Source organism: Truepera sp., assembly GCA_032027045.1.
In the GTDB taxonomy this organism is placed as follows: Bacteria; Deinococcota; Deinococci; order Deinococcales; family Trueperaceae; genus JAAYYF01.
In genome coordinates this window covers 1,980,307-2,004,747 of sequence record JAVSMU010000001.1, presented here as the reverse complement: position 1 = coordinate 2,004,747, position 24,441 = coordinate 1,980,307, and the positions used below count along the sequence as shown (strand labels likewise).

The following is a 24,441-nucleotide window of genomic DNA, read 5'->3' as shown; positions in this document are numbered from 1 at the left end:
CTCGGACGTTGACGGCTTGAGTAGATGAGGGGACACTCACCTTGGCCGGTTGCGCTACTCGCTCCACCTGACTCAAGCGCCCATTTACGAGCCAGGTTTCTCAGCGTCCAAGCTAGGGGCCGAAACCCCTACGGCTGAATCTTAGCACGGTACGCGTAAGCGAGCGTGAAATCCCTTCCAAGTCCGTCTGGTAGCATTACGGGCCTGCGCAAGGCGCGACCATGTCGGAACCGAACGCCAACACGCTAACGACCGTGCCCGAGGGCGGCCTGAGCTTCGAGGTGACCCTACGGCGCGGGGCCGCGCGAACCGGGACGCTGGTCACCGCCCACGGACCCGTCCAAACCCCGGCCTTCGTGGCCGTGGGTACCCAAGCCGCGGTCAAAGGGCTCACACCCGGCGCCGTGGTGGACACGAGCACCCAGTTACTCTTCGCCAACACCTATCACCTCTACTTGCGACCCGGCGCCGACGTAGTGGCGGCCCACGGAGGCCTCCACCGCTTCATGGGTTGGGACGGGCCCATCCTCACCGACTCGGGAGGTTTCCAGGTGTTCTCCCTGGGCGCCTCGATCGAGCACGGCGTGGGCAAGATCGGCAGCATCTTCCCCGGTGAGGACGCTGGTGCCGGCCAGAGGCGGCTCGCCTCGAGGACCGGCATGGTGAAGGTCGACGAGGACGGGGTGGAGTTCAGGAGTCACATCGACGGCTCGAAGCACCGCTTCGACCCGGAGACGTCGATCGGGGTGCAGCGCAAGCTGGGCGCCGACATCGTCCTGGCCTTCGACGAGTGCACCAGCCCGCTCCACGACGAGGCCTACACGCGCAAGTCGCTGGAGCGCACCCACCGCTGGGCGCGGCGGAGCCTGGCGGCGTTCAAGGCCGGTGTAGCCCTCCACGGTTACCCGCAGGCGCTATACGGCATCGTCCAGGGGGGCGCCTTCGAGGATCAACGCGTGGAGAGCGCGCAGGTGGTAGGCGGCATGGGCTTCGACGGCATCGCGATCGGCGGCAACCTGGGGTCCACCAGGGCCGACATGTACCGGATCCTCGATTGGACCCTCCCGCTACTACCCCCGGCCAAACCGCGGCACCTGCTGGGCATCGGCGACGTGCCCAGCATCTTCGAGGCGGTCGCCCGCGGCATCGATACCTTCGACTGCGTGATGCCCACCCGCAACGCCCGAACGGGCAGCCTACTGGTGCGTCCGGACTGGGCCCCGGTCGAGCCGGGCGCGCGCGCCTCGCGCCTGAACATCATCAACGCGCGTTTCCGGACCGACCTCGGCCCCATCCAGGAGGGCTGCGACTGCTACACCTGCGGCAACTTCAGCCGCGCCTACCTGCGCCACCTGTTCAAGGCCGGAGAATCGCTGGGGCCGCAGTTGGCGACCGTCCACAACCTGCGCTTCATGGCGCGGCTCATGGAGGACATCCGGGCGGCGCTGCGTGAGGGCACGTTCGATGCACTGTGGGCGCGGGTCGTGCCGCGGGCCTAGAAGCTCTTCTCGATGAGGTCGATGACGGTGCCGTCCTCCGTGACGAAGCGGACGATCCCCACGGTCGGCACGAAGAAGATGTCGAGCTTGGTCTGACCGCCGTTACTGGTGAGGGTCGTCTGCCTGATCAAGAGGGCATTGAAGCGGCCCGCCGCGGTGGCCACGCCGCGCAGGCCTACCACCTGCGAATCGAGCGTGAGGCTGAAGGCAGGTAACTGGGTGGTGCTCGTCCACTTCGTGCCGGGAGCCAGCGGGCTCGGTGGATAGACCAGTATGGGCGGGTCGTAGGTGAAGACCTGACCGCCCGAGGCCGAGCCGTAACTGGTGACTCCTTGCGGGCCGTAGTCGAGGTAATCCTCAGAAACCGGCACACCCTGGAGGTAATGCGTGAGGACCATGACGCTGCGGCCCTGCAGGTCACGCGGGCCGCTCAGGAGCTGGGTCTCGCCGGACGAGTAAGTCCAGCTGTAGCCGGCCTCCGAGGGGTAGTAGTCCTGGGCGCCCGCTAAGCCGACCAGGCCGACAACGGTCAAGGCAAGCAGGACGCGCAGGTTCACTTGCCGTTCTCCTGGCTGAGCTCGCCGGCTCGCTTCGTGGCCTCTTCGATGGCGGCCATCAGGGCGAAACGCAGGCGGTGCCGCTCGAGCGTGCGCACGCCCGCGATGGCCGTGCCGCCCGCGGAGGAGACTTCGTCCTTGAGCTCGCTCGCATGCTTCGTTTCCAGCAACCTGGCCGACGCGAGCAGGACCTGTCGGGCGACGTCTCGTGCCAAGCTGCGGTCGAGCCCTACCCTCACGCCGCCGTCGGCCAGCGCCTCGGCTACGACGGCCACGTAGGCGGGCCCGGAGCCGGCCATGCCGGTGAACGCGTCGAAGAGGTCCTCGCGCAGGTCGTACACGCGCCCGACCGCGCCGAACAACTCGCGCGCCATGCTCACGTCCTCCGGCCTGGCCTCGGGCAACCATGCCAGCGCCGTGGCGGCAACCCCTAGGCCGGCGCCGAGGTTCGGCATGGCGCGGATCACGCGCATCGAGCCCACGCGCCGAGCGATGCTCTCCGCCGTGACCCCGGCCATCAACGAGATGAACGAGGCATGACGCTGGGCGACGATGGGAGCCACCTTGGCGAACGACTGCGGCTTGACGGCGAGGAGCACGTTCTTGGCGTCGTGCAGGCCGGCGTCGTCTACGCCCGCCACGCCGTACTCCTCGCTGAGTGCGGCCAGCCGCTTGGAGTCGGGATGGAAGATGGCGACCTCGTCTGCTCGAAGAGCGCCCGCCGCCAGTGCGCCCCGAAGTACCGCGCCCCCCATCTTGCCGGCGCCGACGATCACCAGGCGCGGGCCACGAGGGGCGGGAGAATGTTCGCTCATGGCGTCATTCTAATGACTTGAAGTAGCGCCTGCGCGCCAGAAACTCCACGGCGAGAGCGCCGATGGCGCCCCCCAGCGTGTCGGCCACGAGGTCGAGCACCTCCGAGGCGCGGCCAGGCACGAACCACTGGTGGATCTCGTCCGAGGCGCCGTACAAGAAGGCGCACACCACGGCCAGGACCGGGTTGCCGCTACCCAGGGCGACGAGCGCGCCCAGCAGGCCGAACGCCATGGCGTGCACGACCTTGTCGCTTCCGGGCGGGAACGCGGCGAGGAACGAGCCGGCGGTAGACGAGCTGGACTGCAGGAACAGGAACGCGGCCCAGGCCACGGCCGCGCTCCAGCCGACCCATCTGAGCCACGTCGGGCGGCGGCGCCAGGGGAACTGGCGCCCAGGGCCGGCATCGGGCATCAGGTGCGCGGGTGCTCGACCAGTTCGATGAGGACGCCGTCGCCGAAGCGCGGGTGCAGGAAGGCGACCCTGGTCCCGTGGATGCCCGGCCGCGGGGTGGAGTCGAGCAGGGGCACGCCCTCGCCCGCCAGCCGCGCCAGCTCCCCCTCGATGTCGTCGACCCGAAACGCCAGGTGGTGCAGCCCCGGACCCCGCCTGGCGAGGAACCGCGCCAAGGTTCCGGAGTCGCAGAGGGGCGCCAGCAACTCGATCAGCACGTCGCCCGCCCGCAGGGTGCGCACGGTCACGTCTTGGGAGGGCACGTGCTCGTCGGGCCCCTCGCGTTGCAGGCCGAGAAGCTCGTAGGGCGCGGCGCCCTCACCCAGGTGCGGCACCGCGATGCCCACGTGATCGAGGCGGGTGTGGCGCAACTCCGGCGGGCCGGCCGTGGTTGAACGAGGGTCGAACACGCCCGCCAGCATAACCGTGGCGCGGCCGGTTCAGGGGATACCGGGCGGCACCTGTGCCGGGGGCGGGGTGGGCAGGTTACGGGGCATGGGGATGCCGCTCAGGCGCTTCACGACCCCGTTCTCGTTGCAGCCGACGTAGAAGGGGCAGCGCAGGCATTCGGACCAGACGCGAGGGTGCAGGTCACGGGTCTTGTCGATGAGCGTGAAGCCGCACCGTTCGAAGAACTCCACCTCGTAGGTCCAGGCGAACAGCACGGGGATCCCCAGGCGGCGCGCCTCTACCTCGCAGGCGGCCACGAGGGAGCGGCCGACGCCGCGGGAGCGCACGCCTGGCGCCACCGCCAACCCGCGGACTTCGGCGATGTCGCCCCAGAGGATGTGCATGGCGCCGTTGCCGGCGAAGCGCGGACCGCTGCCGTCGTCGACTTCGGCGACGAAGAAGTCGCGCAGGTTCTCGAAGATGTTCTGCATGGGCCGTACCAGCATGCGCCCCTGGCTGGCCCAGTAGCCGATGTTCTCGAAGATGAGTGGCACGTCCTCGGCGCGGGCGGGACGCACGTCGAGGTGCAGGGCTTCGCGCTCGTCCGTCCCGGCACGGGACTCGGTGTTCTGCGGGGGGGTGGAACCAGCCATCTGATTCACTCTTGCTCCTCCTGCGCCCGCGGCCAACCGCGGGCTGTTTCCAGGTCGAGGTCGCCCGTCGCGGCGGCCACCTGCTCCAACACGCGCCGGCGGGCAGTTCCGCCGTACGAGTCGCGCGCGTCCACCACCGACTCCAGGCGCAGGGCGTCGAACACGTCGGGCCCGATGCGCTCGTCTTCGGCCCTGAGGTCGGACAAGGGCAACTCCTCGAGCGCCACGCCGCGCCTCACGGCCAGACCCACCAGCCGACCGACGACGTGATGCGCGTCCCGGAACGGCAGGCCTTGGCGCACCAGGTAGTCGGCGAGGTCGGTGGCGTTCGAGTAACCGCGCCCGGCAGCCTCGCGCATGCGCGCTGAGTGGACCTTGATCCCGGGCAGCATCCCGAGGTAGAGCCGGACGCTGTCGATCGCCGTGCCCAGCGCGTCGAACAGGCCCTCCTTGTCCTCTTGCATGTCCTTGTTGTAGGCCAGCGGCAGCCCCTTCATGACCGTGAGGAGTCCGACCAACGAGCCGTAGACGCGCCCCGTCTTGCCGCGCACCAGCTCGCAGACGTCCGGGTTCTTCTTCTGCGGCATGATGGAACTGCCGGTCGTGTAGGCGTCGCTGAGGGTAACGAAGGCGAACTCGGCCGACGACCAGAGGATCAGTTCCTCGCTCAAGCGCGAGAGGTGCATCATCAAGATGGCCAGTGCCGACAGCGTCTCGAGCATGTAGTCGCGGTCGGAGACGGCGTCCAGCGAGTTGGCGGCAACGTCGCGGAAACCGAGCAGCCGCGCGGTCATGTGGCGGTCGATGGGGAAGGTCGTTCCTGCCAGCGCACCGGCGCCCAGCGGCGAGACGTCGGCGCGAGCAAGGGCATCCTCGAGGCGCCCCTGGTCGCGCTTGAACATCTCGTGGTACGCGAGCAGGTGGTGCGAGAAGCGCACCGGCTGCGCCACCTGCAGGTGGGTGTAGCCGGGCATCACGACGTCTATGTGATCGCGCGCGAGGTTCACGAGCAGGCGCCTGAGCTCCACGAGCAGGCCGCGCAGTTCGCCGCCCTTGCGGGCCAGGTAGAGGCGGGCATCGGTGGTCACCTGGTCGTTGCGGCTGCGGGCCGTGTGAAGCTTGCCGCCCAAGGGCCCCAGGCGCTGGGTGAGGAGCGACTCGAGGTTCATGTGAACGTCTTCCAGTTCATCGAGCCACTCCACCTTGCCGGCCCTCACTTCGGTGAGGAGTTCATGCAGGCCGGCGGCGATGGCCTCGCCCTCCTCCTGCGTGAGGATGCCCTGGTGAGTGAGCATGCGCGCGTGGGCCAGCGAGCCGAGCAGGTCCTCCTCGGCCATCGCCGAATCGACGGAGACGGACGAGTTGACGCGCTGGACGAGGGCGTCGGTGGGCTCGTCGAAGCGCCCACCCCACATGCGAGTGTCGGGCTTGCCGCCGTCCTTGCTCATGCGCCACCGCCGTGCCGCTGCCACATCCCACCGACGCGTTTCACGAGGGCGAGCGGATCGGTGCCGGCAGCGACGTAGCCCAGACGCCGGTAATACGGCAGCACCTCGGGATTACTGAGCGTGACGGCGAGGAACGGCACGTTGGTGCGGATGGCGTCGGCCTCGAGGGTGGTCATCAGCCAGCGGCCGTAGGCCTGGCCCCGGTGGTCGGGGTGCGTGACGATGGGGTCCAGGCGCCAGCCTTCGCCCTCCTCGCCGTACCTGAGGGCCGCGAGGACCTTGCCCGCGTCGTTCTCCACCAGCAGGGCGTTGTGAAGCCCGAGCCATTCGCGTAGCCCGGCGGCGCTGACGCCCTTCTCCGGCCGGGCCGCGGCGTACAGGCGGGCCAGCCCGTCGGCGTCGGCGGCTGTGGCCTCACGCAACCGCGGCTGCGCGTAGTCGGCCCCGGGCTTCTTGGGGAGTACGGCGGCGCTCGCCACGTCCGGCTAGCCCCTCGCCTCGGTGCTCAACTGCCGGGCGATCCTGAGCCTCAGGGCGTTTAGCTTGATGAAGCCGTCGGCGTCGGCCTGGTCGTAGACGTGGTCCTCCTCGAAGGTCACGACGTCCTGGCGGTAGAGGCTGTTGGGCGAACGGCGGCCGAGCACGCTTACCCCGCCCTTGTAGAGCTTGAGGCGGGCGTCGCCCGTAACGACCTGCTGGATGTCGTCCATCAGGTTCTGCATGGCCAACCGCTCGGGTGCGAACCAGAAGCCGTTGTACACGGCCGCCGCGTAACGGGGAACGAGCTCGTCGCGAAGTTGCAATACCTGACGGTCCAGCGCCAGCGATTCGACGGCCTTGTGCGCGTGGAACAGCAGCGTGCCGCCGGGCGTCTCGTAACAACCGCGCGACTTCATGCCCACGAAGCGGTTCTCCACTATGTCGGCCCGGCCCACGCCGTGCCTTCCGGCGATGGCGTTCGCTTTGGCGAGGAGCCGCGCCGGCGAGAGGCGCTCGCCGTCGATGGCGACGGGGTTACCGTTCTCGAATGACACGGTGACGACCTGAGCTTCGTTGGGCGCCTCCTCCGGGTCGACGGTCAGCTTCCACATGCCGCGTGGCGGCTCGACCCACGGGTCCTCGAGGACGCCGCCCTCGTAGGAGATGTGGAACGAGTTGGCGTCGGTGGAGTAGGGCTTCTCCTTGGTGACGGGCACGTCGATGCCGTGTTCCTTGGCGTACGCTATGCAGTCCTCGCGGCCGCGGAGGTTCCACTCACGCCAGGGGGCTATCACGCGGACATCGGGCTTGAGGGCGTAGGCCGAGAGTTCGAAGCGGACCTGGTCGTTGCCCTTGCCCGTCGCGCCGTGGGCGACGGCGTCTGCGCCCTCCGACTCCGCTATCTCGATCATCTTCCTGGCGATCAGCGGCCTGGCGAACGACGTTCCGAGCAAGTAGTAGCCCTCGTAGATCGCTGCGGCCCGCAGGACCGGGAAGACGAACTCCGCCGCGAACTCCTCCTGCAGGTCGACGGCGTATGCCGCCACCGCGCCCGTGCGCAGCGCTTTGGCCTTGGCTTCGGCCACCTCGTCACCTTGGCCGATGTCGGCGGTGAACGCCACTACCTCGGCGCCGTACGTGGCCTTGATCCAGTGAAGGATCACGGAGGTGTCGAGACCCCCCGAATAGGCCAGTACGACCTTATCGACTGCTTTCGGCTTGCCCTTGCTCACGGTGCTCTCCTAACGTGGTTCCTCGTCCTTGCCTTCGTAATGTTCGCATGCACTTCCGCCATGCAACGTGGCGGCCGAGCAGGCCGGCAGCCACCATGGAACGGCCGTCCCAGGTAGGTGCCAACGCTCTCAGCCGCGTCTGGCTCGTCGGTTGTTCGGGTTACTCGAGTGGTGGGGAAGCGGAGTGCTCGGCATTCTCGTCGGGGTGAGTTACCGAACGGATGCTTATGCATGCGCGTTGATAACGATGCAACCATAGCACCGGTTTCGGGTGTCGTCAACGCCCGGGCGGGCGGGTCGCGGCGCTCCTCGTTCCTGGTCGTCCAGGGCGCGGGGGCAGTGCCGACAGCATGGCGGCGCCGACGACGAGTGCGCCCCCGATGATGCCGAGAACACCAAGGCGCTCGCCGAAGAGCCAAGCCGCCAGCCCCGCTGCCACCACCGGCTCGATGGTGGCCACGAGCACCGCGCGTGACGCCTCGACGCGCTTCAGACCCGTGTAGTAAACGAAGTACGCGACGTAGGTGGACAGCCCGGCCATGAGCAGCAGGTAGGCCCAGGTCTCGAGAGTCGCGCCCTTGATGGCGGCGAACGGGGTGAAAGGAGCCAGGCCCAGGGCGCCGAGTGGCAGCACGAGGGCGTAGATCGTGGCGGGTCTGTAACGCCGCAACACCCACTTCCCGAACAGGTAATAACTGGCGTAAGAGGCCCCGGCGACGAGGCCCCACGTCACGCTGCGGACGCTGACGATCATGCCCGACTCCCCGCCTTGAGCGACGAGGACCACGCCCAAGATCGACATGCCCACGAGCGCGGCCTTGAGCGGCGTGAGCCTCTCGGCGAGGAAGATCGCGGCGAGAACCGCCACGAAGGCGGGCGCCGAGTAGAGCAGGATGAACGCGAGGCTCACTCCCCCGGCGTCGATGGCCAGGTTGAGGGCCGTATAGAAGAGCGTGACGCCCACCAGCGCGAACGCCACGAACGCCAAGGCGTCGGAGCGTCTCAGGAGGCGCAGGCGTCCCTCGATGGAAGCGTGTACGGCGAACAGCGCGCCACCCAGGGCGGCGCGCCAGAAGGCGATCTCGATGGCGCCGATTCCCGCCGCCAGCAGGTTCTTGGAGAACACCCCGAGGAGCGCCCACAAGAGTGCTGCGAGCGCGACGAGGGCATACCCCGTCAGCGCCGGGCGTTGCTCGGCCGGCACGCGGACCCGGTCAGCCCGCTTTCATGCCGTAAGCGCGGGCCGTTTCGGGGTCGTTGGCCCGCAACGCCCGCATCCTCCGCTGGTACGAGCCGAACTCGACGAGGAACGCGACCAGGTTCACGAGGTAGATGACGCCAAGCGCGATCAGGTCCGTCATCAGGCCCATCGCCGGACCCACGCCCAGGGGCATGTAATGCAGCAGCAGGTCGACACCGAAGATCGCCCACGGCACCGACAGCAGCACTCCCCACAACTCGTCCGCCTGCCCCGTGCCCGGCAGCAGGATGGCCAGCAGGTGATAGAGCGGCGTGCGGGGGGCGTTGCGCGCGACTCGGGGGCGCGGCAGCACGAGCATGACCACGTTGACGAGCGTCAACAGTAGGAACGCCACGACGACGACGAGCCATAACCACTGCGCCAGTCCCACGCCGGCCACCCCGGTGAGGGTCTGCCAGGGGTTGGTGAACACCGAGGCCAGCGCGGTCTGGAACGAACCGGCCACCGCGCTACGGAGCCGCGATTCGTCGGGCACCACCAACGCTTTCATGTCGGGGGCGAAGGTCGCCATCAGACGCGACGGATTGCTGCCCTGGCCGAGGTTGAAGGCCGCCGCCGGCAACCCTGGCTCTAAGTCCAGTGCACGGCGGAAGAGCGAGGGGTCGTCCAACAACACGCCCAGGTTGTTGACCGCCGCTGCCACGTTAGGCACGCTGCGGTAGGCCTCGGCGGCAGGGTCTTCGGCGCCGGAGGTCTGCTCGGCGTAGCCCCGAACGAACGCCATGTCGGCGCCGTCTTCCGGCATGCGGGCCAGCGCGTCGAGTGCCGGCACCGACTCCAGGGAGCCTGAGCCCCAGGCCGCCGGCAGCGTGTCGCCATCTCGAGCCCACCCCTGAAGCGACGCGAGGCACGCGGCTGCGATGAGCAGGAGCACGGCCACCAGCCTCTCGGTGAAGGTGGCGTAGCGGAGGAAGAAGAAGCGCGCTCCACCCCCCTTGCTCGACTGGCGGCGAAGGTTGAGGGACTGTGGGCGCCAGTACTTGGCGGCGAGGGCCACGTAGAGCGCCAGGAGCGCCACCAACAGCGCCGCGACGCCGTACCAGCCCGTGCGGCCCACGTCTAGCGCTACCTTCCGGATGGCGGACGCCAGGCCGAAGCCGGCGCCTTCGCGTGAGCGCTCGAGCCATTGGTCGGCGGCCTCGCGCTGGCCGTCCACTCTCAGGTAGGAGGAATACTCCCTTAGCGCTGCCTGCGTCTCGGGAACGGCCGGGGTGGCGAGCAGGTACACCCTCTCGGCCCAGAACGCGGCAGCCTGCATGTCGCCCTTGCCAAGGGCCGACTCGAGGGCGTCCAGGGGGAAACCGTAGGCTTGTGCCAGATCTCGATCGAAGAGGAGTTCCGGGCGGTAGCCGCGGGCGACGAAGTCGTCGAAGGCGCCATACATGGCCGTAGCGGCCGCCTCGCGGTGAGGTGGTGAGAAGCGCATCAACTCGCGGGCGAGCTGCGCCCGCTCGTAGAACGTGACGGCGTTGGATTGGGCCCCTTCGAGCGCCTTGGACTCCTCGGAACTGCCCGGCGCCGCGGAGCGCATGGCCTCGAGGTATAGCCAGGGGTTGGTGGGATCCTGCTGGAGGCGCGAGGCCGGATCTGCCACGGCGGCCTCGTTGCGAAGCCAGCCGTAGAGGTCCGGGTCGACATCGAACGGCTCGGCGTCCTCCGGACCAGTGGACAGGATGGCCGCGCGGCCCTCGGCGCCGTTGGAATAGCTGAGGGTGACCAGCGGTACTCCGCCCGACAAGGAGATGGCGGACACCTGAGCGGGGAGGCGGTGGCGCTTCTGGACTACCCCGGTGCGCGCGTCGATGAGCAGCACGGCGTTCCCGTGGCCGACGTATACGTCGAGGCCCTTCTGAAGCAGTCCCGCCGTCTCGCCGCTGCGGGGCGGGAAGCTGAGCGACCACACGGTCTCACCGCCCCGTACCCCCTCCACGGAGCCGTCGACGAGCTGCGCCGTAGGGTAAGCCCCGCTCGCGGCGCTCCCGGGCACGCTGCCAGGGGTGCCCTGAGCCCCTTGGTCGCCGGGTTCCTGTGAGTTCGGCTCGGCGGAGGCCGGAGGTGTGGGAACCGGCCCCTGCGGCGCGGCTCCCGGTTGTTCGGGCGTTCCTGGCTCGCCCGTGACTGCGGGCGGCTGTGACGTTCCCGGGCTGCCCGGCTGCTGCGACGGTTCCGTGCTGCTCGGCTCCTGCGACTGTTCCGGCGTGCGGACTGGCGGCGGTGTGCCGGACTGGCCGGCCTTGGGCGCAACGGAGACCGTGAAGCTCGCGTTCAGCCCGGGCCCTTCCACGTGGACGATGTGATCGCCCGGTGCCTCGAGGCTGGTGCTGTAGCTGATCGAGCCCGAGGCGTCGGCTCGCTCCACGCTCACGAGCGGGGCGCTGCCAACCGGGCCGACCGACACGCGGTAGGCGTCGCCGGGACCCAGGTTGTCACCGGTCAGGTGCAGTACGTCCCCTACCTCGTAATCGAAGGCGTCGAGCCCGACCATGGGTACGGACTGGGCCAGCGCGACGCTCAAGGCGATCGCCAGCGACGAGAGGAGTGCCGGCAGCAGCCTCGAAAGGGTGGTGGAGTGCAGCGCTTGCGGCACGCCTGCACGTTTCTTGGCGGCGCGGAAGGAGAACATGGCATCACATTACCGCAACGTGGGCTCGGCCCCTCACGCGCTTGCCAAGCGTGGTTTCCTTCCCGTCGTGGCCGCTGGGGGCGTTGATATAGTGCTGTCGTGCAGCCCGAAGCCGGTGCCAGCCCGACCATGCCGATGGCCCCAGAAGCCCTGCGGTGGCATGTCGCCGAGTTGGACTCCGCCGGCAGAGCCAGGCTCGAAGCGTACGCAGACCGCGAGGCCGTGGTCAGACGCCTCGACCAGGCCCATGGAGCGGGGGGTTGGTCGTTCACCCTCGCACCCCTGGGTGCCGCCGCCCTGGTCGGCAACCTCACACTCTCGGGTGTCACCAGGGCCGAGGTGGTGAACGCGGCCGGCGTGAACCCCGAAAGCGCCGCCGCGGTCGTGCTGGCGCGTTGCGCCGAGCTCTTCGGCCTTCGCCTTCCGTTCGCTACACATGACCCGAGCTACTGGGTCGACTACGACCCCGAGGCCCAGGTGCCGCTGTACGAGCCCGAACCGGTTGGCGTCGCGCACCTTCCCGAGGGCCTTCCCTCGGCCGGCCGTCCCGCCACGGGGCAGACTGCGCAAGCAGCCACCTCCGGCTCGGCGCAAGGAGGCATCGGCGTCGGCGCCGCCACGGCACCGCCCGACGATGAGACCTTGTCGGCGGACGCTACCCAACGGCTCGCCGGCGTTGCTGTGGTCCAGAACTCCGGACATGAGGTCATCGAACGGCTGGTCGAGCGCCTCAAGGCCGCCGGGCAGGGCAGGGAAGCCGCGCGACTGGTCGTTCGTTACAACGGCTACGGCAGCACGGCGGAGGAGTCTCGCGAACTGTACGGCCGCCTGCGTGCGCTGCTGAAGAGCGGGGCGGAGGCGACGTGACGCGCGCCAGTCGGCTAGCCGGCGGGAGCGGGGCGTGATCAAGGTGATCGCCATCGGCGACGTGCACGGGCAGTGGCCGGAGTTGTGGCGCGTCCTCAAGGCCGCCGCGGCCGCCACCCCCACGCTTGAACCCACCCAAGCCGTGATAGAGGGGCGCTACAAGGTGGTCTGCGTCGGCGACCTGGTCCACTACAAGGAGGCCCGTGATTACGCCAACGCGGTGGGTGAGGAGCCCTACGACCCGACCGACTCCGATCACCTGAGGCGGGCGGCCAAGGCGCAGATCCGTGAGCTGTACCGCTTCAAGCGCTACGTCGATCAGGCGGGTGGCAACGTCTCGGTCATCCTCGGCAACCACGACGAGGCCGCGCGCGACCACCGCTACCAGCTCTCCACGCGGGGCGGCATGAACCACGTCGAGTTCGACCCGTCCAAGGGTGGCCTGGAGCTACCCGCCGACCTCAAGGAGTGGTTCGGCGCCATGCCCAGGGAGGTCGTCTTCCATGGCGTCCAGTTCGCCCACGCGGGGCCACTGCCGGGCATGCAGGTGTTCGACGACTTCTTCTATCACGACCCCGACACCAAGTCGTGGTGGTTCAACAAGCCGGAGCTGGTCAAGCAGGCGGGCCACCGCTTCGGGGTCTACGGCCACACCGTGATGAAAGAGGGGGTCTACGTCGACCGCGAGAACGGCTTCGCCATGATCGACGCCTTGGGGAAGCTGCAGTTCATGGAGCTGTTGCTGGACGACGACCGGCTCGATTTCAGCGTCATGCAGCTCTGAGCAAGCCCTACAGCGAGTACCCGCCACGCGCGTCGTCGCGAACCAGTTCGCCGTTGCGCAGCACCAGGGTGCGGCGCTTGTAGCTGTCGACCAGGTCTCTGGCGTGGGTGGCGAGCAGGATGGTCGTGCCGCGCAGGTTGATGTCGTCGAGGAGTTCCATGATCTCGAGGGCGGTGTCGGGGTCTAAGTTGCCCGTGGGTTCGTCCGCGAGGAGCAACGGCGCGTCTGTCACCAGCGCGCGGGCGGCGGCCACGCGTTGCTGTTCGCCCAGGCTGAGTTCGATCGGGAACGCCTTGCGCTTATGCGCCAGGCCCACTTGCCGTAGGGCGGTCATGGCGCGCTGCTCGTGGTTCCCGCGCGCCCCGACGGCGCGCAGCGCGAACGTGAGGTTCTCGAGTGCAGAGAGGTGCCCCAACAGGCGGTGGTCCTGGAAGATCATGCCGATGCTGCGCCGCAGGTATGGCAAGCGCGATTCCGGCAGCCGCGAGACGTCGTTGCCCGCCACCGCGACCGTGCCCTCGGTGGGCACGATGCGTCTGAGCATCAGCGCGAGCAGCGTCGACTTCCCGGCCCCCGAGTGGCCGGTAACGTAAACGAACTCGCCCTTGGCGATGTGAAAGTCGACGTCCTTCAGCGCGTGCGTGTGCGTGCGCGGGTAGGTCTTGGTTACGTGGCGGAATTCGACCATGCTTTTACTGACCGCCTGCGGGCCACGGGCGCCACCGGTGCGGGGTCTCATCTGGAGGCCCCCAGCGCTTCCATGAGGACCTGGAAGGCGGCCTCGTCGTCGACCTTCGTAAGCAGCTTGGTGTTCGGCTCCTGCACGCGGGGGCCGGTGCGCCTGTCGATGACCGTCATGCCCCGGGTGTGCTCGCCCGCGCACTCCACCACCACATGGCGGGCCTCGGACTCGAACAGTTCCGGGTCGGTGACGGCCAGGACGGAGCAGGGGTCGTGCAGCGGGCCCTGTGGGGTCCCGCCGTAGGAGCGGCCGTAAGCAGCCGCGAAGTAGTCGAGGAGATCGGCCGAGAACTCCGCGGTCCGCGTGCCCAACGCCCTTATTTGGGCTATGCGGCCGCGCCCCATCATGAACTGGTGGGTGACGTCGAGCCCGGCCAGCACGAGGTTGGCGCCCGATTCGAACACGATCTGCGCCGCCTCCGGGTCGGCCCAGATGTTGAACTCCGCCGCCGCGGTGACGTTGCCCGGGCCGTAAGCGCCACCCATGATGCTGATGCCCTCGAGGCGTGTTGCCAGGGCGGGCTCGAGCATCAGCGCCAGTGCCACGTTCGTGAGCGGGCCTATCGCTACGAGCCACAGGTCGTCGCGCTTCTCCGCCGCGTCGAGCAGTGCCCTGACGGCCGGCATCCTGGCGGCCTCGAGAGTGATGGACGGGATAGTCGGGCCGTCCAGGCCCGTCTCCCCGTGGATGTATTCGGCGTGCTCGGCGGGTCTGACGAGCGGCTTGGCGGCGCCGACGTGAAGCGGCGCCGCGACGCCCGCCACCTCGCAGGCGATCAGACCGTTGCGCTCGGTGAAAGCGAGCGGCGCGTTCCCGCTTACGACGCTGATGCCGACGAGCTCGGAACGCTGCGCGGCCAGGAAGATGGCGATGACGTCGTCGTGGCCGGGATCGCAGTCCAGCCATATGGGTATGGGCATCGCGACATGTTACCAAGACGCCCATAAGCCTGGCCGCGAGACGCCCGCAAGTCTGGCCGCGAGACGCCCGCAGGTCTGGCCGCGAGCCGCCCGCAAACCCAGGAGTGATGGGCCCCGCAGACGGCGCCGCGGCAAGCCGTCAGCCGACCGCGGCGCCCGAGGTTCGGGTCAGATCTTGTCGAGCTCGTCCTCGCCTGGCAGGACCATGGCGCCAACGACGCCGTCGCCCTCGCCCACGCGCATGATGTTGACGCCCTGGGTGGCGCGCCCGTACGAGCTGATCTCGCTGACCGCGGTGCGAATCAGGATGCCGTTCTCCGAGAGTACGAACAGTTCCTCGGTGCCGGTGACGCGAGCGAGGGTGACCATGGCGCCCGTCCGGTCCGAGAGGCGGTGCCCGATGACGCCCTGGCCACCGCGCCCCTGGATGGGGAACTCGGCGAGCGCGGTGCGCTTGCCTAATCCCTGCTCCGTGACGCTCAGCAGCTCGGCGTTCTCCTTCTGGCCCTCGGCTATCGCCTCGAGGCTGACCACCGCGTCTCCCTTGCGCAGCCTGATCCCGATGACCCCCTGGGTGGCGCGCCCGGTATCGCGCGCGTCGCTCTCCGGGAAGCGGATCGCCTGACCCTTGTGTGTTCCCAGCACTATGTCGGCCTGGCCGTCGGTGATGCGCACGGCGACCAGCTCGTCACCGTCCAGCAGGTTGATGGCCACCAGCCCGGAAACGTTGATGTTGCCGTACTCGCGGATGAGCGTGCGCTTGACGAGGCCGCCCTTGGTGGCGAACACGAAGTAGCCGTCGCGGTCGAGGCTCTTGAGAGACAGCACCGTCTGCACGTTCTCGCCCTCGGTGAGGGGGAGCAGGTTGCGGATGTGACTGCCGCGGGCGGCGCGCTCGAACTCGGGGATGTCGTAGATCTTCTCGCGGTAGACGCGGCCCCGGTCGGTGAAGAAGAGGAGGAAGTCGTGGGTGCTGCCTACGAGGAGGATGGAGTTGACGTCGTCCTCCTTGACCTTGGCGGCGGTTGCGCCGCGGCCACCGCGCGCCTGCTGCCGGTAGGCCGTGATGGCCGTGCGCTTGATGTAACCCCCGCGCGTGAGCGTGACCGTCACCGTCTCCTCGGCGATCAGGTCTTCCTTGCCGATGTCGTCCGTCAGGTCCGTTATGGCCGTGCGGCGCGGATCGGCGAACTGCTTCCTGACGTCGAGCAGCTCCTGGCGGATGACGCGCCAGAGCTCGACCTCGTCGGTGAGGATGAGCTCGAGGCGGGCTATCTCTTCTTGCAGGTCGCGGTACTCGTCGTTGATCTTCTCGCGCTCGAGCCCGGTGAGGCGCTGCAGGCGCATGTCGAGCACGGCCTGCGCCTGCGGGTCCGACAGCTCGAACTCGCGCATGAGGCCGATCTTGGCCTCGGGCCCGTCCTTGGACGCGCGGATGAGGGCGATGACCGCGTCGAGGTTGTCGAGCGCGATGAGGTAGCCCTCGAGGATATGGGCGCGCTCGCGCGCTTTCCTCAGCTCGAAGTCGGACCGGCGCCGCACGACCACTACGCGGTGGTCGAGGTAGTAGCGCAGCATCTCCTTGAGGGAGAGGATGCGCGGCGCGTTCTCGACGATGACCACGTTGTTCACGGCGAACGTCGTCTGCAACTGCGTGAACTTGTAGAGCTGGTTGAGGACGAGCTGCGGGATGGCGCCGCGCTTCACCTCGAACACGATGCGCATGCCGTGGCGGTCCGACTCGTCACGGATGTTGCTGATGTCCTCGATCTTCTTGGCGCGAACGAGCTGCGCCACCGTCTGGATGAGCGAGGTCTTGTTGACCTGGTAGGGGATCTCGGTGACCACGATGGCGGCCTTCTGCGTGTGGTCCTCGATCCGCGCCCGGCCACGCACCCTGATGCTGCCGCGGCCCGTCTCGAACGCCTGCCTGATGCCGTCGCGGCCGATGATGCCACCCGTGGGGAAGTCGGGGCCCTGCACGTGCTCCATGAGCTCGGCCGTATCGATGGCCGGGTTCTGGATCATGGCGACGAGCGCATCGACTATCTCGCCCAGGTTGTGAGGGGCCATGTTGGTGGCCATGCCCACGGCAATGCCCGCGGCGCCGTTGACGAGCAGGTTCGGTACGGCCGAGGGCAGGACGGTGGGCTCCTGGAGCTGGCCGTCGAAGTTGTCGCGGAACGAGACCGTTTCCTTCTCGATGTCCGCCAGCATGGCTTCGGAGAAGGCGGTGAGGCGGGCCTCGGTGTAGCGGTAGGCCGCGGCCGGGTCACCGTCTATCGAGCCGAAGTTCCCCTGCCCGTCCACCAGCCGGTAACGCAGGTTCCAGTCCTGCGCCAACCGCACCATGGCGTCGTAGATGGCGCTGTCGCCGTGCGGGTGGTACTTGCCGATGACCTCGCCGACCACGCCGGCGCTCTTCGAGTGCTTGCGGTTGGACGCCAGGCCCATCTGCCGCATGGCGAACAAGATGCGGCGCTGAACCGGCTTGAGCCCGTCGCGAACGTCGGGGAGCGCGCGCTCCACGATGACGGACATGGCGTAATTGATGAAGCTCGTCTTGATCTCGTCCGTGATCTGGACCGCGACGACTTGACCCTCGTTCAACGTGACCTCCGTTGCCTGCCGGCCGGCGCCCCACCAGCGCCCCGTGGGGGTATCCCCTGACGGGTGCCTCACGAGCCTGCTGGAGGCCTACCCGGGCCCCGGAAGCGGGGTTCGGAGGGTGGTTGCTGGGTGCCGCGCGCCGGCAAGCGGCCTGACGCACGATTCTACCACTTGTAGCCGGCCGACTCGGCGGGCCAGGACCCGTGCCTAGTGGGGCCAGGCGCGTGCCCGACGCTGAAAGGGCGTGGTAGTTTGCCGTCACATGCTAGAGCGCTACTCCACTCCCGACATGCGCCGCCTGTGGAGCGAGGCGGAACGCTACCGCACGTGGCTCGAGGTCGAGCTGGCGGCCATGGAGGCGTGGGAGGAACTCGGCGAGGTGCCCCGTGGCACGGCCGGCGGGTTGCGCCGCGCGGCCCTGGCCAACCCTCTCGACGAGGCCTTCGCCGCGCGCGTGACCCAGATCGAGGAGGAGACGCGGCACGACATCGTCGCGTTCACCCGCGCGCTCAGCGAACGTCTGGGCGAGGGGGCGCGTTTCGTGCACTTCGGCCTCACCAGCACCGACGTGGTCGATACGGCCCAGAACCTCATCCTGAGCCGGGCCCTCGACACCGTCCTGGAGGCGGTGCGGGCGGTCCATCGGCGGCTCCTCGACCTCGCCCAGCGCCATCGCCACCTGCCGGCCATCGGTCGCACGCATGGCGTCCACGCCGAGCCGATGACGTTCGGGCTCAAGTTCCTCAACTTCGCCGCCGCCTTCGAGCGCGACGAGCGGCGGTTGGCGAGCGCGAAGCTGGGCATCGAGGTGGCCATGCTCTCGGGTTCAGTGGGCACCTTCGCGCACGTGCCGCCGCAAGTTGAGGAGGCGGTCGCGCGCTCACTGGGCCTGGCGCCCGACCCCATCACCAACCAGACGGTGGCGCGTGACCGTCACGCGGAGGTGATGGCGGCCCTCGCAATCCTCGGCACCAGCGTCGAGCGCGTGGCCCTCGAGATCAGGCACCTGCAACGCACCGAGGTGGCGGAAGCGCAGGAGGGGTTCGGCAAGGGCCAAACGGGCTCCTCCTCGATGCCGCACAAGAAGAACCCCATCGCCAGCGAGAACCTCATGGGCGTCGCCCGGATCATGCGCTCCAACCTTCAGGCCGCCCTGGAGAACGTCGCTCTGTGGCACGAACGCGACATCAGCCACTCCTCCGCCGAGCGCGTGATCCTCCCGGACACGACCATGCTCGCCGTCTACGCCCTCAGGCGCCTTGACGCCGTGCTCGAGGGTCTCGTGGTGCACGAGCGGCGCGTGACGGAGAACCTGGACGCCCTGCATGGGCTCGTCTACTCGCAGAGGGTGCTGCACCTGCTGATCGAGGCAGGCATGAGCCGCGAGGCCGCCTACTCCTTGGTGCAAGACGCCAGCCTACGGTGCTGGGAGACGGGCGAACACTTGCGTGACCTGCTGGCGGCCGCACCCGGCCTGCCCCTCAGCGCCGAGCAGCTGGCCGCGGCGTTCGACCCCGGCTGGTACCTCCGCTTCGTGGACGACATCTTCGCTCGTAACGGCCTCTGAGCGCCTGCTATCATTTAGGCGTGAGCCCTACGCGAACGGCACTTCGTTACGAGGGGAAGGCCAAGAAGGTCTTCGGAACCACCGACCCGGCGCGCTACATCGTCGAGTACAAGGACGACGCCACGGCGTTCAACGCGCAGAAGCGCGGCACGGTAAAGGACAAGGGCGTGGTCAACGCCGCCGTGTCGGCGCACATCTTCGAGTTCCTCGCGCGGGCAGGGGTCCCGACTCACTTCGAGGAGCTGCTCTCGCCACGCGAGCAACTCGTGAGGGCCGTCACCATCGTGCCCCTCGAGGTCGTCGTGCGCAACCGCGCCGCCGGCTCCTTCGCGCAGCGGTACGGGGTGCCCGAGGGGGGCGAGCTGTTCCCCGTCGTGGTGGAGTGGTGCCTCAAGAACGACGCCTTGGGCGACCCGCCCATCAACGACGCCGCCGCGGTGGCGCTCGGCATCGTTTCGCCCGAGGACTTGGAGGAGATGTTCGAGCTGACCGTTGAGGTCAACGAACTCCTGAAACCGTACTTCGCGGCGCGTGGGCTCGACCTGGTGGACTTCAAGCTCGAGTTCGGGCTCGACGACGACGGCAACGTTGTGCTGGCCGACGAGATCAGCCCCGACACGTGCCGCCTGTGGGACGCTTCCACGGGCGAGAAGCTCGACAAGGACCGCTTCCGGCGTGACCTCGGCGGGGTCGAGGAGGCCTACCAGGAGGTCCTCAGGCGCGTATCGCAGAGCGTGGAGGGGGACGACGAGATCGTCGCGCGACACGTGGCGGGGCGCGACCACGAGCTCGGGCACGGTCACGGCGAGCACGACGGGGATGGCCACGCTCATGGTGAGCATGCCCATGATGACCACGGGCACGGCGAGCACGCTCATTACGAGCAAGCCCATGGCGAGCACGTCAGGGGCCTTTCGGCCGGCCGAACGCTCCGGGCGGAGGTCGACGTCATGCTCAGGCCGTCTATCCTCGACCCGCAAGGGCGGGCGGTGGAGGCCACGCTGCACCGCCTGGGGCACGGCAACGTGAGCAACGTGCGGATCGGCAAGCGCATCTCGCTTGATGCTAGTGGCGACCGCGGGGCGGTCCTCGCCCAGGTCGAGCAGCTCGCCAAGGACCTGCTCTCGAACCCGGTGATGGAGGACGTGACGGTCATGGTCGAGGGCGGGGAGGGCTGAGTCATGACGCCCGGCCCGGCCAAGGAGAGGCTCGTGGGGCGCGACGGCGTCGAGCTGGCGCTCTATCGCCTGAGGCCGGCGGGCCGGCCCGAGGGCGCCCTCATCATCGTCCACGGTTACGCCGAACACGCCACGCGCCACATCGACCTCGCGCGCAGCGCGCAGGAGGTGGGCTACGACGTGTTCGCGCCCGACCTGAGGGGACACGGCGAGAGCCCCGGGGTGCGCGGCAGCGTGCCGGGCTTCGGACCGTCCCTGGCCGACCTGCACGAGCTCTTCCGCCTGACGCGCGCAACCGACCCGGAACTGCCGGTGCTCCTTTTCGGCCACTCGATGGGAGGCGCCATCGCCCTGCGCTACGCGCTCGACCACCCCACGGAGGTCACGGCGCTGGCTCTGTCGTCCCCCTTCCTCAAGGACGCCGCCACCCGCCCGGCCTGGCTGAACCGGCTGGCGGGCGTGATCGCGCGGCTGTTGCCGAACCTGCCGGTCGCCAGCCTCGACCCGGCGTTCATCTCTCGCGACCCCGAGCAAGTGGAGCGCTACCGCTCCGACCCGCTCGTGTACCACGGCGGGGTGCGCGCCAACGCCGGCCACGCCATGATCGAGCAGGGCGAGGCACTAAGGGCCCGCGCCCACGAGCTCGTGGTTCCCACGCTGGTGATCGTCGGAACGTCGGACAGCATCGCCGACCCCGAAGGCAGCCGCGAGCTCGCCGCCGCGAGCGACACGGTGAGGCTGGAGGAGATCGCGGGGGGCTACCACGAGCTGCACCACGACGACGCCGCCACCGGCGTGCCGCAGAAGTACCGCAGGCTCCTGGTCGAGTGGCTTCAGGCCAACACTCGCAGCGCCAAGAACTTGAGGTAGCGCCCCTCGGGGAACGACAGCGGCACGGGATGATCGGTGGCGTGCCCGTTCTCCGCTACCACCTGAGCGCGCACCCCGGCCGCGAGCGCCGCCTCGGCCACCACTTCCTTGAAGGCCTCCGGCCCGACCTGCGCGGTGCACGACGACGTCACCAGGAAGCCGCCCGGCGCCACCAAGCGGAAGGCGTCGCGGTTCAGCTTGAGGTAGGCACGCCACGCCCGGCGCCTCTGCGTGACCGCGTTCGCGAGAGACGGCGGGTCGAGGATGACCAGGTCGTAGCGCGGCTCGGCCTCGGCCCACACGGGCAACGAAGCGAACACGTCGGCGGCGAGGGCGCTGTGTTCCCCCTCGAACGGGCCGTTTAGCCGCACGTTCTCCTCGGCGGCCTCGAGTGCCGCCCGCGAGACGTCGACGCTGACGACCGACCTGGCCCCGCCCGCGAGAGCGTAGACGCTGAAACCGCCCTGATACGCGAACAGGTTCAGAACCCGCCGGCCTGAAGACAGGCTCCGCACCAACTGCCGGTTGTCGCGCTGATCGAGGAACATCCCCGTCTTCTGCCCGCGCCACGGGTCGGCCACGAAGCGTAGGTGGTTCTCGCTGACGGTCAGCTCGGGCGGCGGCGCCTCGCCCCACAAGGCCGTCAGGTCGTGAGCGGGTCGGCCGCCGTCCTCGACCTCCTCCCGATCAGGATCATCGCGGTCACTCCTCAGCACCACGCCCTTGAGCCGCAGGCGGGTTCCTATCTCCTTGGCCACGTCAGGCAGCAGGGCGTCGAGCGACGCCGCGTAACTCTTCATGACCGCGTAGCGCCCGTAGCGGTCGCACACGATGCCCGGCAGGAAGTCGCCCTCGCCATGCAGCAGCCTGTAGGCGTCGTTGCCGGCGGCGGGGAGTTCCGCGCGCAGCTCGAGCGCCACCTCCACCCGGCGGGCGAGCGCCGCCGGCGTCAAGCGCTCCGGGCCGAAGAGGCGCACGCCGATGGCGCCGTTGGCGTCGTAGAGGCCGTAAGCCGCCGCCCGTCCGGCCTCGACCCGCACCCATTCGCCACCCTTGAGGCGGTGCTCGGGCAGGTGATTGCGATAAAGCCACGGGTGGCCGGAGCGCAAAGCAGCCTCGAGCCCCGGCGCAACGCGCAGCGTGGGTTGGTCGCCGCTCCGTTTCACTCGCTGCACGACCGTCGGCTCCGGCTGGTGCGAGAGGCGCTCAGGCCTGCTCGCCCAGGACGCTCGCCAGGCGCTCCAGCGCCAGGCGCAGGATGGGGCGTGAGGTGGCGAAGTTGAGGCGCACGAAGCCGGCTCCACCAAGGCCGAAGTCGGCGCCCTCGTTCAGGCCCACCTTGGCGCGTTCGGCCAGCACGGCGGCGGGCTTGTCGCCCAATCCCTTGGAGCGCAGGTCGAGCCAAGCCAGGTAGGTGGCGGCCGGAACGTGGAGGCCCACGCCGGTAAGGTTCTCGTTGACGAAGCTCACGACCAGCTCGCGGTTGCCGCGCAGGTAATCGAGCGTGTAGGCGAGCCACTCGCTCCCACCGCGGTAGGCGCCCACGGTCGCGACCTGAGCGAGGACGTTGGGTGCGGGCACGAGGCCCTTGCCTGCGGCGCTCAGGCGCTCGAGCAGACCGGGGTTGCTGGAGACGGCGAAGGAGATCTTGAGGCCGGGGATGTTGAACGCCTTGGTGGGCCCGTAGAGAGTCACGGTGCGCGCGCCGATCTCGGGCGAGATACTCGCGATAGGAACGTGCTTACCGTCGAAGAGCAGGTCGGCGTGCAGTTCGTCGCTGACGACCCAAAGGTTGTGGCGGAGCGCGAAGTCGGCGAGCCGTCCGAGCTCCTCACGCGTGAAGACCTTGCCCACGGGGTTGTGCGGGCTGCACAGCATGAGCAGCCTGCTCGCGGGAGAGACGGCCGCCTCGAGGGCGCCGAAATCGATGGAGTAACCGTCGTCGCCGTTTACCAACTCCACCTCGACCGGCACCCTGCCGGCGTTCTCCACCGCGTGCTTGAAGGGCGGGTAGAGGGGGGTGAGCAGCAGCACTTCGTCACCCGGGCCGGCGAACGCCCGGGCGGCCAGGCCGAGGCCGACGCCGGTCGTGGGTAACAGGGCGACCTGGTCGGGCTCCAGGGGCAGGCCGTGCTTGACGGTCAAGCGCTCGGCGACCGCGTCACGCAGGCCGGGCACGCCGACTCCGACGGTGTAGCCCAGGTCGTTGGCGCTCAGGTTCGCCCCGATCGCCTGCTTGATGGAGTCTGCGATGGGGAAGTCCATCTCCGCTACCCAAAGCGGCAGCACGTCGCCTGGGAACACCTGCCACTTCGCGCCTGGCCGGGCCCGGAGCGACTCGAGGGAGACGTCGTCGTAGGGGTGATGCGTCATGGGTTCGAGTCTAACCCCGGTCCGTTTTCGCTCGGGGGCTAAACTCTCCCTATGCGAGCGAACGTGGAGGTGCCCGACTGGGCGCGGCGACTCGTCTCCGACGACACCGACATGACACGCGCGGCAAGGCCGCTTAACCCGGCCACGACTCCCCAGGTCGAGTTCGACTTTCCCGATGACGGCTACTACGAGTACGGCTTCATGGATGAGCGGGGCCGGTTGCACGCCGACCCGGGGAACGCGCTCAGGGCGAACAACCCCTGGTACCCGGAGGTGAGCGCGCTCACTGGGCCCCGCTACGCCGCCGACCCGTACGCCGCCCTCGACCGGTCCCTGGAGCGCGGTCACACCTCGAGGCTGAGGCTGACGAGCACCGCGTTGAACGGTCAGCTCAGGCGAGCGACGGTGTACACGCCGCTCGGTCACGAGGGCGCCGAGTTGCCCCTCGTCGTCGCGCAAGACGGCGTGGCCTTCAACCGCCTGGCCGGGCTCCACCTGGTGGGCGAGCAACTGGCGGCGCGTGGCGAGTCCAGGCCGGCACGCTTCTTGTTCGTCGAACCCGTGGACCGGAACAGTGAGTACGCGTACTCCACCGAGTATCTGGACTTCCTGTTCGAGGAACTTCTTCCCAAGGTCGAGGCCGAGAACCCCGGGACCGGCGAGCGCGTGTGGCTGGGCGCGAGCTTGGGCGGGCTGGCGGCGGCCGCGGCCGCCCTGGCGCGGCCGGACCTGGCGACGAGCGTGGTCACGTTCTCGGGGGCGTTCGTGGGCGATCCGGAGAGCATGGACTTCTACTCGTCGCGAGACTCCTGGCTCCTGGAGCGCCTCGCAGATCCGCAAGCCGCACCGCCGCCGCGCTGGTACCTCGAGGTGGGCACCATCGAGTGGCTCAACGACGTCAATCGGCGCGTGGCGGCCGCGCTCGACGGCCGCGGAGTCGACGTGGCCCTCACCGAGCGCCACGCCGGGCACAACTGGACAAACTGGCGCAACGGCATGGCGTCGGCGCTCAGGTTCGTGCTCAGGCCCTGAGCCGCGACGGTGAGTTGACCTCGGGCCGCGCGTTCCGAGTGGGTACCATGGCGGCAACAGGGCGTCGTCGGCGACGGCGCACAGACGGA

General features: G+C 68.9%; 22 protein-coding genes and 1 riboswitch. Of the genes, 7 read left to right on the top strand and 15 right to left on the bottom strand.

Features of this window, described 5'->3' with window-relative positions; translation table 11 throughout:
* Positions 1 to 34: 34 nt before the first annotated feature.
* Positions 35 to 118: riboswitch (cyclic di-GMP riboswitch) on the bottom strand.
* 103 nt (positions 119 to 221) lie between these two features.
* On the top strand, positions 222 to 1,499 hold the full coding sequence (gene tgt / locus ROY82_09225; GenBank protein MDT3682638.1) for a tRNA guanosine(34) transglycosylase Tgt: 1,278 nt from the start codon (positions 222 to 224) through the stop codon (positions 1,497 to 1,499).
* Here tgt and ROY82_09220 read toward each other — a convergent pair.
* From ROY82_09220 to ROY82_09175, 10 genes are all read right to left on the bottom strand, one after another.
* Positions 1,496 to 2,056 (bottom strand): hypothetical protein, encoded by a 561-nt coding sequence (locus ROY82_09220; protein ID MDT3682637.1) that lies wholly within the window; start codon positions 2,054 to 2,056, stop codon positions 1,496 to 1,498. The genes tgt and ROY82_09220 overlap by 4 nt on opposite strands.
* The gene (gene proC, locus ROY82_09215; protein MDT3682636.1) at positions 2,053 to 2,871 is read right to left on the bottom strand and encodes a pyrroline-5-carboxylate reductase; all 819 of its coding nucleotides are present in this window, start codon (positions 2,869 to 2,871) and stop codon (positions 2,053 to 2,055) included. Before proC ends, ROY82_09220 begins: the two co-directional genes overlap by 4 nt.
* A 4-nt stretch (positions 2,872 to 2,875) precedes the next feature.
* Complete coding sequence (locus ROY82_09210; protein MDT3682635.1) at positions 2,876 to 3,283, bottom strand: VanZ family protein; 408 nt, start codon at positions 3,281 to 3,283, stop codon at positions 2,876 to 2,878.
* Positions 3,283 to 3,732: a methylmalonyl-CoA epimerase gene (gene mce, locus ROY82_09205; protein ID MDT3682634.1), complete on the bottom strand. Its 450-nt coding sequence runs from the start codon at positions 3,730 to 3,732 to the stop codon at positions 3,283 to 3,285. Before mce ends, ROY82_09210 begins: the two co-directional genes overlap by 1 nt.
* A 30-nt stretch (positions 3,733 to 3,762) precedes the next feature.
* A complete protein-coding gene (locus tag ROY82_09200; protein ID MDT3682633.1) occupies positions 3,763 to 4,365 on the bottom strand; it encodes an N-acetyltransferase in 603 nt (200 codons plus the stop codon).
* Between the two features lie 5 nt (positions 4,366 to 4,370).
* Positions 4,371 to 5,813 carry an argininosuccinate lyase gene (gene argH / locus ROY82_09195; GenBank protein MDT3682632.1) on the bottom strand — a complete coding sequence of 481 codons (1,443 nt, stop codon included), beginning with the start codon at positions 5,811 to 5,813 and terminating at the stop codon, positions 4,371 to 4,373.
* Positions 5,810 to 6,292, bottom strand: coding sequence for a GNAT family N-acetyltransferase (locus ROY82_09190; GenBank protein ID MDT3682631.1), 483 nt, complete (start codon positions 6,290 to 6,292; stop codon positions 5,810 to 5,812). Before ROY82_09190 ends, argH begins: the two co-directional genes overlap by 4 nt.
* A 6-nt stretch (positions 6,293 to 6,298) precedes the next feature.
* A complete protein-coding gene (locus ROY82_09185) occupies positions 6,299 to 7,525 on the bottom strand; it encodes an argininosuccinate synthase (GenBank protein MDT3682630.1) in 1,227 nt (408 codons plus the stop codon).
* A gap of 277 nt (positions 7,526 to 7,802) precedes the next feature.
* On the bottom strand, positions 7,803 to 8,729 hold the full coding sequence (locus tag ROY82_09180) for a DMT family transporter (GenBank protein MDT3682629.1): 927 nt from the start codon (positions 8,727 to 8,729) through the stop codon (positions 7,803 to 7,805).
* A gap of 10 nt (positions 8,730 to 8,739) precedes the next feature.
* Entirely contained in the window at positions 8,740 to 11,409 is a 2,670-nt protein-coding gene (locus ROY82_09175) for a hypothetical protein (GenBank protein ID MDT3682628.1), read from the bottom strand.
* 99 nt (positions 11,410 to 11,508) lie between these two features.
* Here ROY82_09175 and ROY82_09170 point away from each other — a divergent pair, with 99 nt between their 5' ends.
* Positions 11,509 to 12,276, top strand: a complete 768-nt coding sequence (locus ROY82_09170) for a hypothetical protein (GenBank protein MDT3682627.1) — start codon at positions 11,509 to 11,511, stop codon at positions 12,274 to 12,276.
* A 34-nt stretch (positions 12,277 to 12,310) separates the two neighbouring features.
* Complete coding sequence (locus ROY82_09165) at positions 12,311 to 13,060, top strand: metallophosphoesterase (protein MDT3682626.1); 750 nt, start codon at positions 12,311 to 12,313, stop codon at positions 13,058 to 13,060.
* A gap of 7 nt (positions 13,061 to 13,067) precedes the next feature.
* On the opposite strand, the gene ftsE is transcribed toward ROY82_09165, so the two are convergent.
* From ftsE to gyrA, 3 genes are all read right to left on the bottom strand, one after another.
* Positions 13,068 to 13,748: a cell division ATP-binding protein FtsE gene (ftsE, locus tag ROY82_09160; GenBank protein MDT3682625.1), complete on the bottom strand. Its 681-nt coding sequence runs from the start codon at positions 13,746 to 13,748 to the stop codon at positions 13,068 to 13,070.
* Between the two features lie 47 nt (positions 13,749 to 13,795).
* The gene (locus tag ROY82_09155) at positions 13,796 to 14,722 is read right to left on the bottom strand and encodes a nucleoside hydrolase (GenBank protein MDT3682624.1); all 927 of its coding nucleotides are present in this window, start codon (positions 14,720 to 14,722) and stop codon (positions 13,796 to 13,798) included.
* A 168-nt stretch (positions 14,723 to 14,890) separates the two neighbouring features.
* Positions 14,891 to 17,332: a DNA gyrase subunit A gene (gene gyrA, locus ROY82_09150; protein ID MDT3682623.1), complete on the bottom strand. Its 2,442-nt coding sequence runs from the start codon at positions 17,330 to 17,332 to the stop codon at positions 14,891 to 14,893.
* A gap of 262 nt (positions 17,333 to 17,594) precedes the next feature.
* Between gyrA and purB the strand changes: the two genes are divergently transcribed.
* Genes purB through ROY82_09135 form a run of 3 tightly spaced genes read left to right on the top strand, consistent with a single transcriptional unit; the run spans position 17,595 to position 20,947 of the window.
* Complete coding sequence (gene purB, locus ROY82_09145) at positions 17,595 to 18,899, top strand: adenylosuccinate lyase (GenBank protein MDT3682622.1); 1,305 nt, start codon at positions 17,595 to 17,597, stop codon at positions 18,897 to 18,899.
* Positions 18,900 to 18,919: 20 nt separating this feature from the next.
* Complete coding sequence (locus ROY82_09140; GenBank protein ID MDT3682621.1) at positions 18,920 to 20,077, top strand: phosphoribosylaminoimidazolesuccinocarboxamide synthase; 1,158 nt, start codon at positions 18,920 to 18,922, stop codon at positions 20,075 to 20,077.
* A 3-nt stretch (positions 20,078 to 20,080) separates the two neighbouring features.
* Complete coding sequence (locus ROY82_09135) at positions 20,081 to 20,947, top strand: lysophospholipase (protein MDT3682620.1); 867 nt, start codon at positions 20,081 to 20,083, stop codon at positions 20,945 to 20,947.
* On the opposite strand, the gene ROY82_09130 is transcribed toward ROY82_09135, so the two are convergent.
* Both ROY82_09130 and ROY82_09125 read right to left on the bottom strand, forming a co-directional pair.
* Positions 20,911 to 22,122 carry a class I SAM-dependent rRNA methyltransferase gene (locus ROY82_09130; protein MDT3682619.1) on the bottom strand — a complete coding sequence of 404 codons (1,212 nt, stop codon included), beginning with the start codon at positions 22,120 to 22,122 and terminating at the stop codon, positions 20,911 to 20,913. The two genes, ROY82_09135 and ROY82_09130, sit on opposite strands and share 37 nt — an antisense overlap.
* A 31-nt stretch (positions 22,123 to 22,153) precedes the next feature.
* A complete protein-coding gene (locus tag ROY82_09125; protein MDT3682618.1) occupies positions 22,154 to 23,320 on the bottom strand; it encodes a PatB family C-S lyase in 1,167 nt (388 codons plus the stop codon).
* 51 nt (positions 23,321 to 23,371) lie between these two features.
* Here ROY82_09125 and ROY82_09120 point away from each other — a divergent pair, with 51 nt between their 5' ends.
* Positions 23,372 to 24,352: an alpha/beta hydrolase-fold protein gene (locus ROY82_09120; protein ID MDT3682617.1), complete on the top strand. Its 981-nt coding sequence runs from the start codon at positions 23,372 to 23,374 to the stop codon at positions 24,350 to 24,352.
* The last annotated feature ends 89 nt before the right edge of the window (positions 24,353 to 24,441 follow it).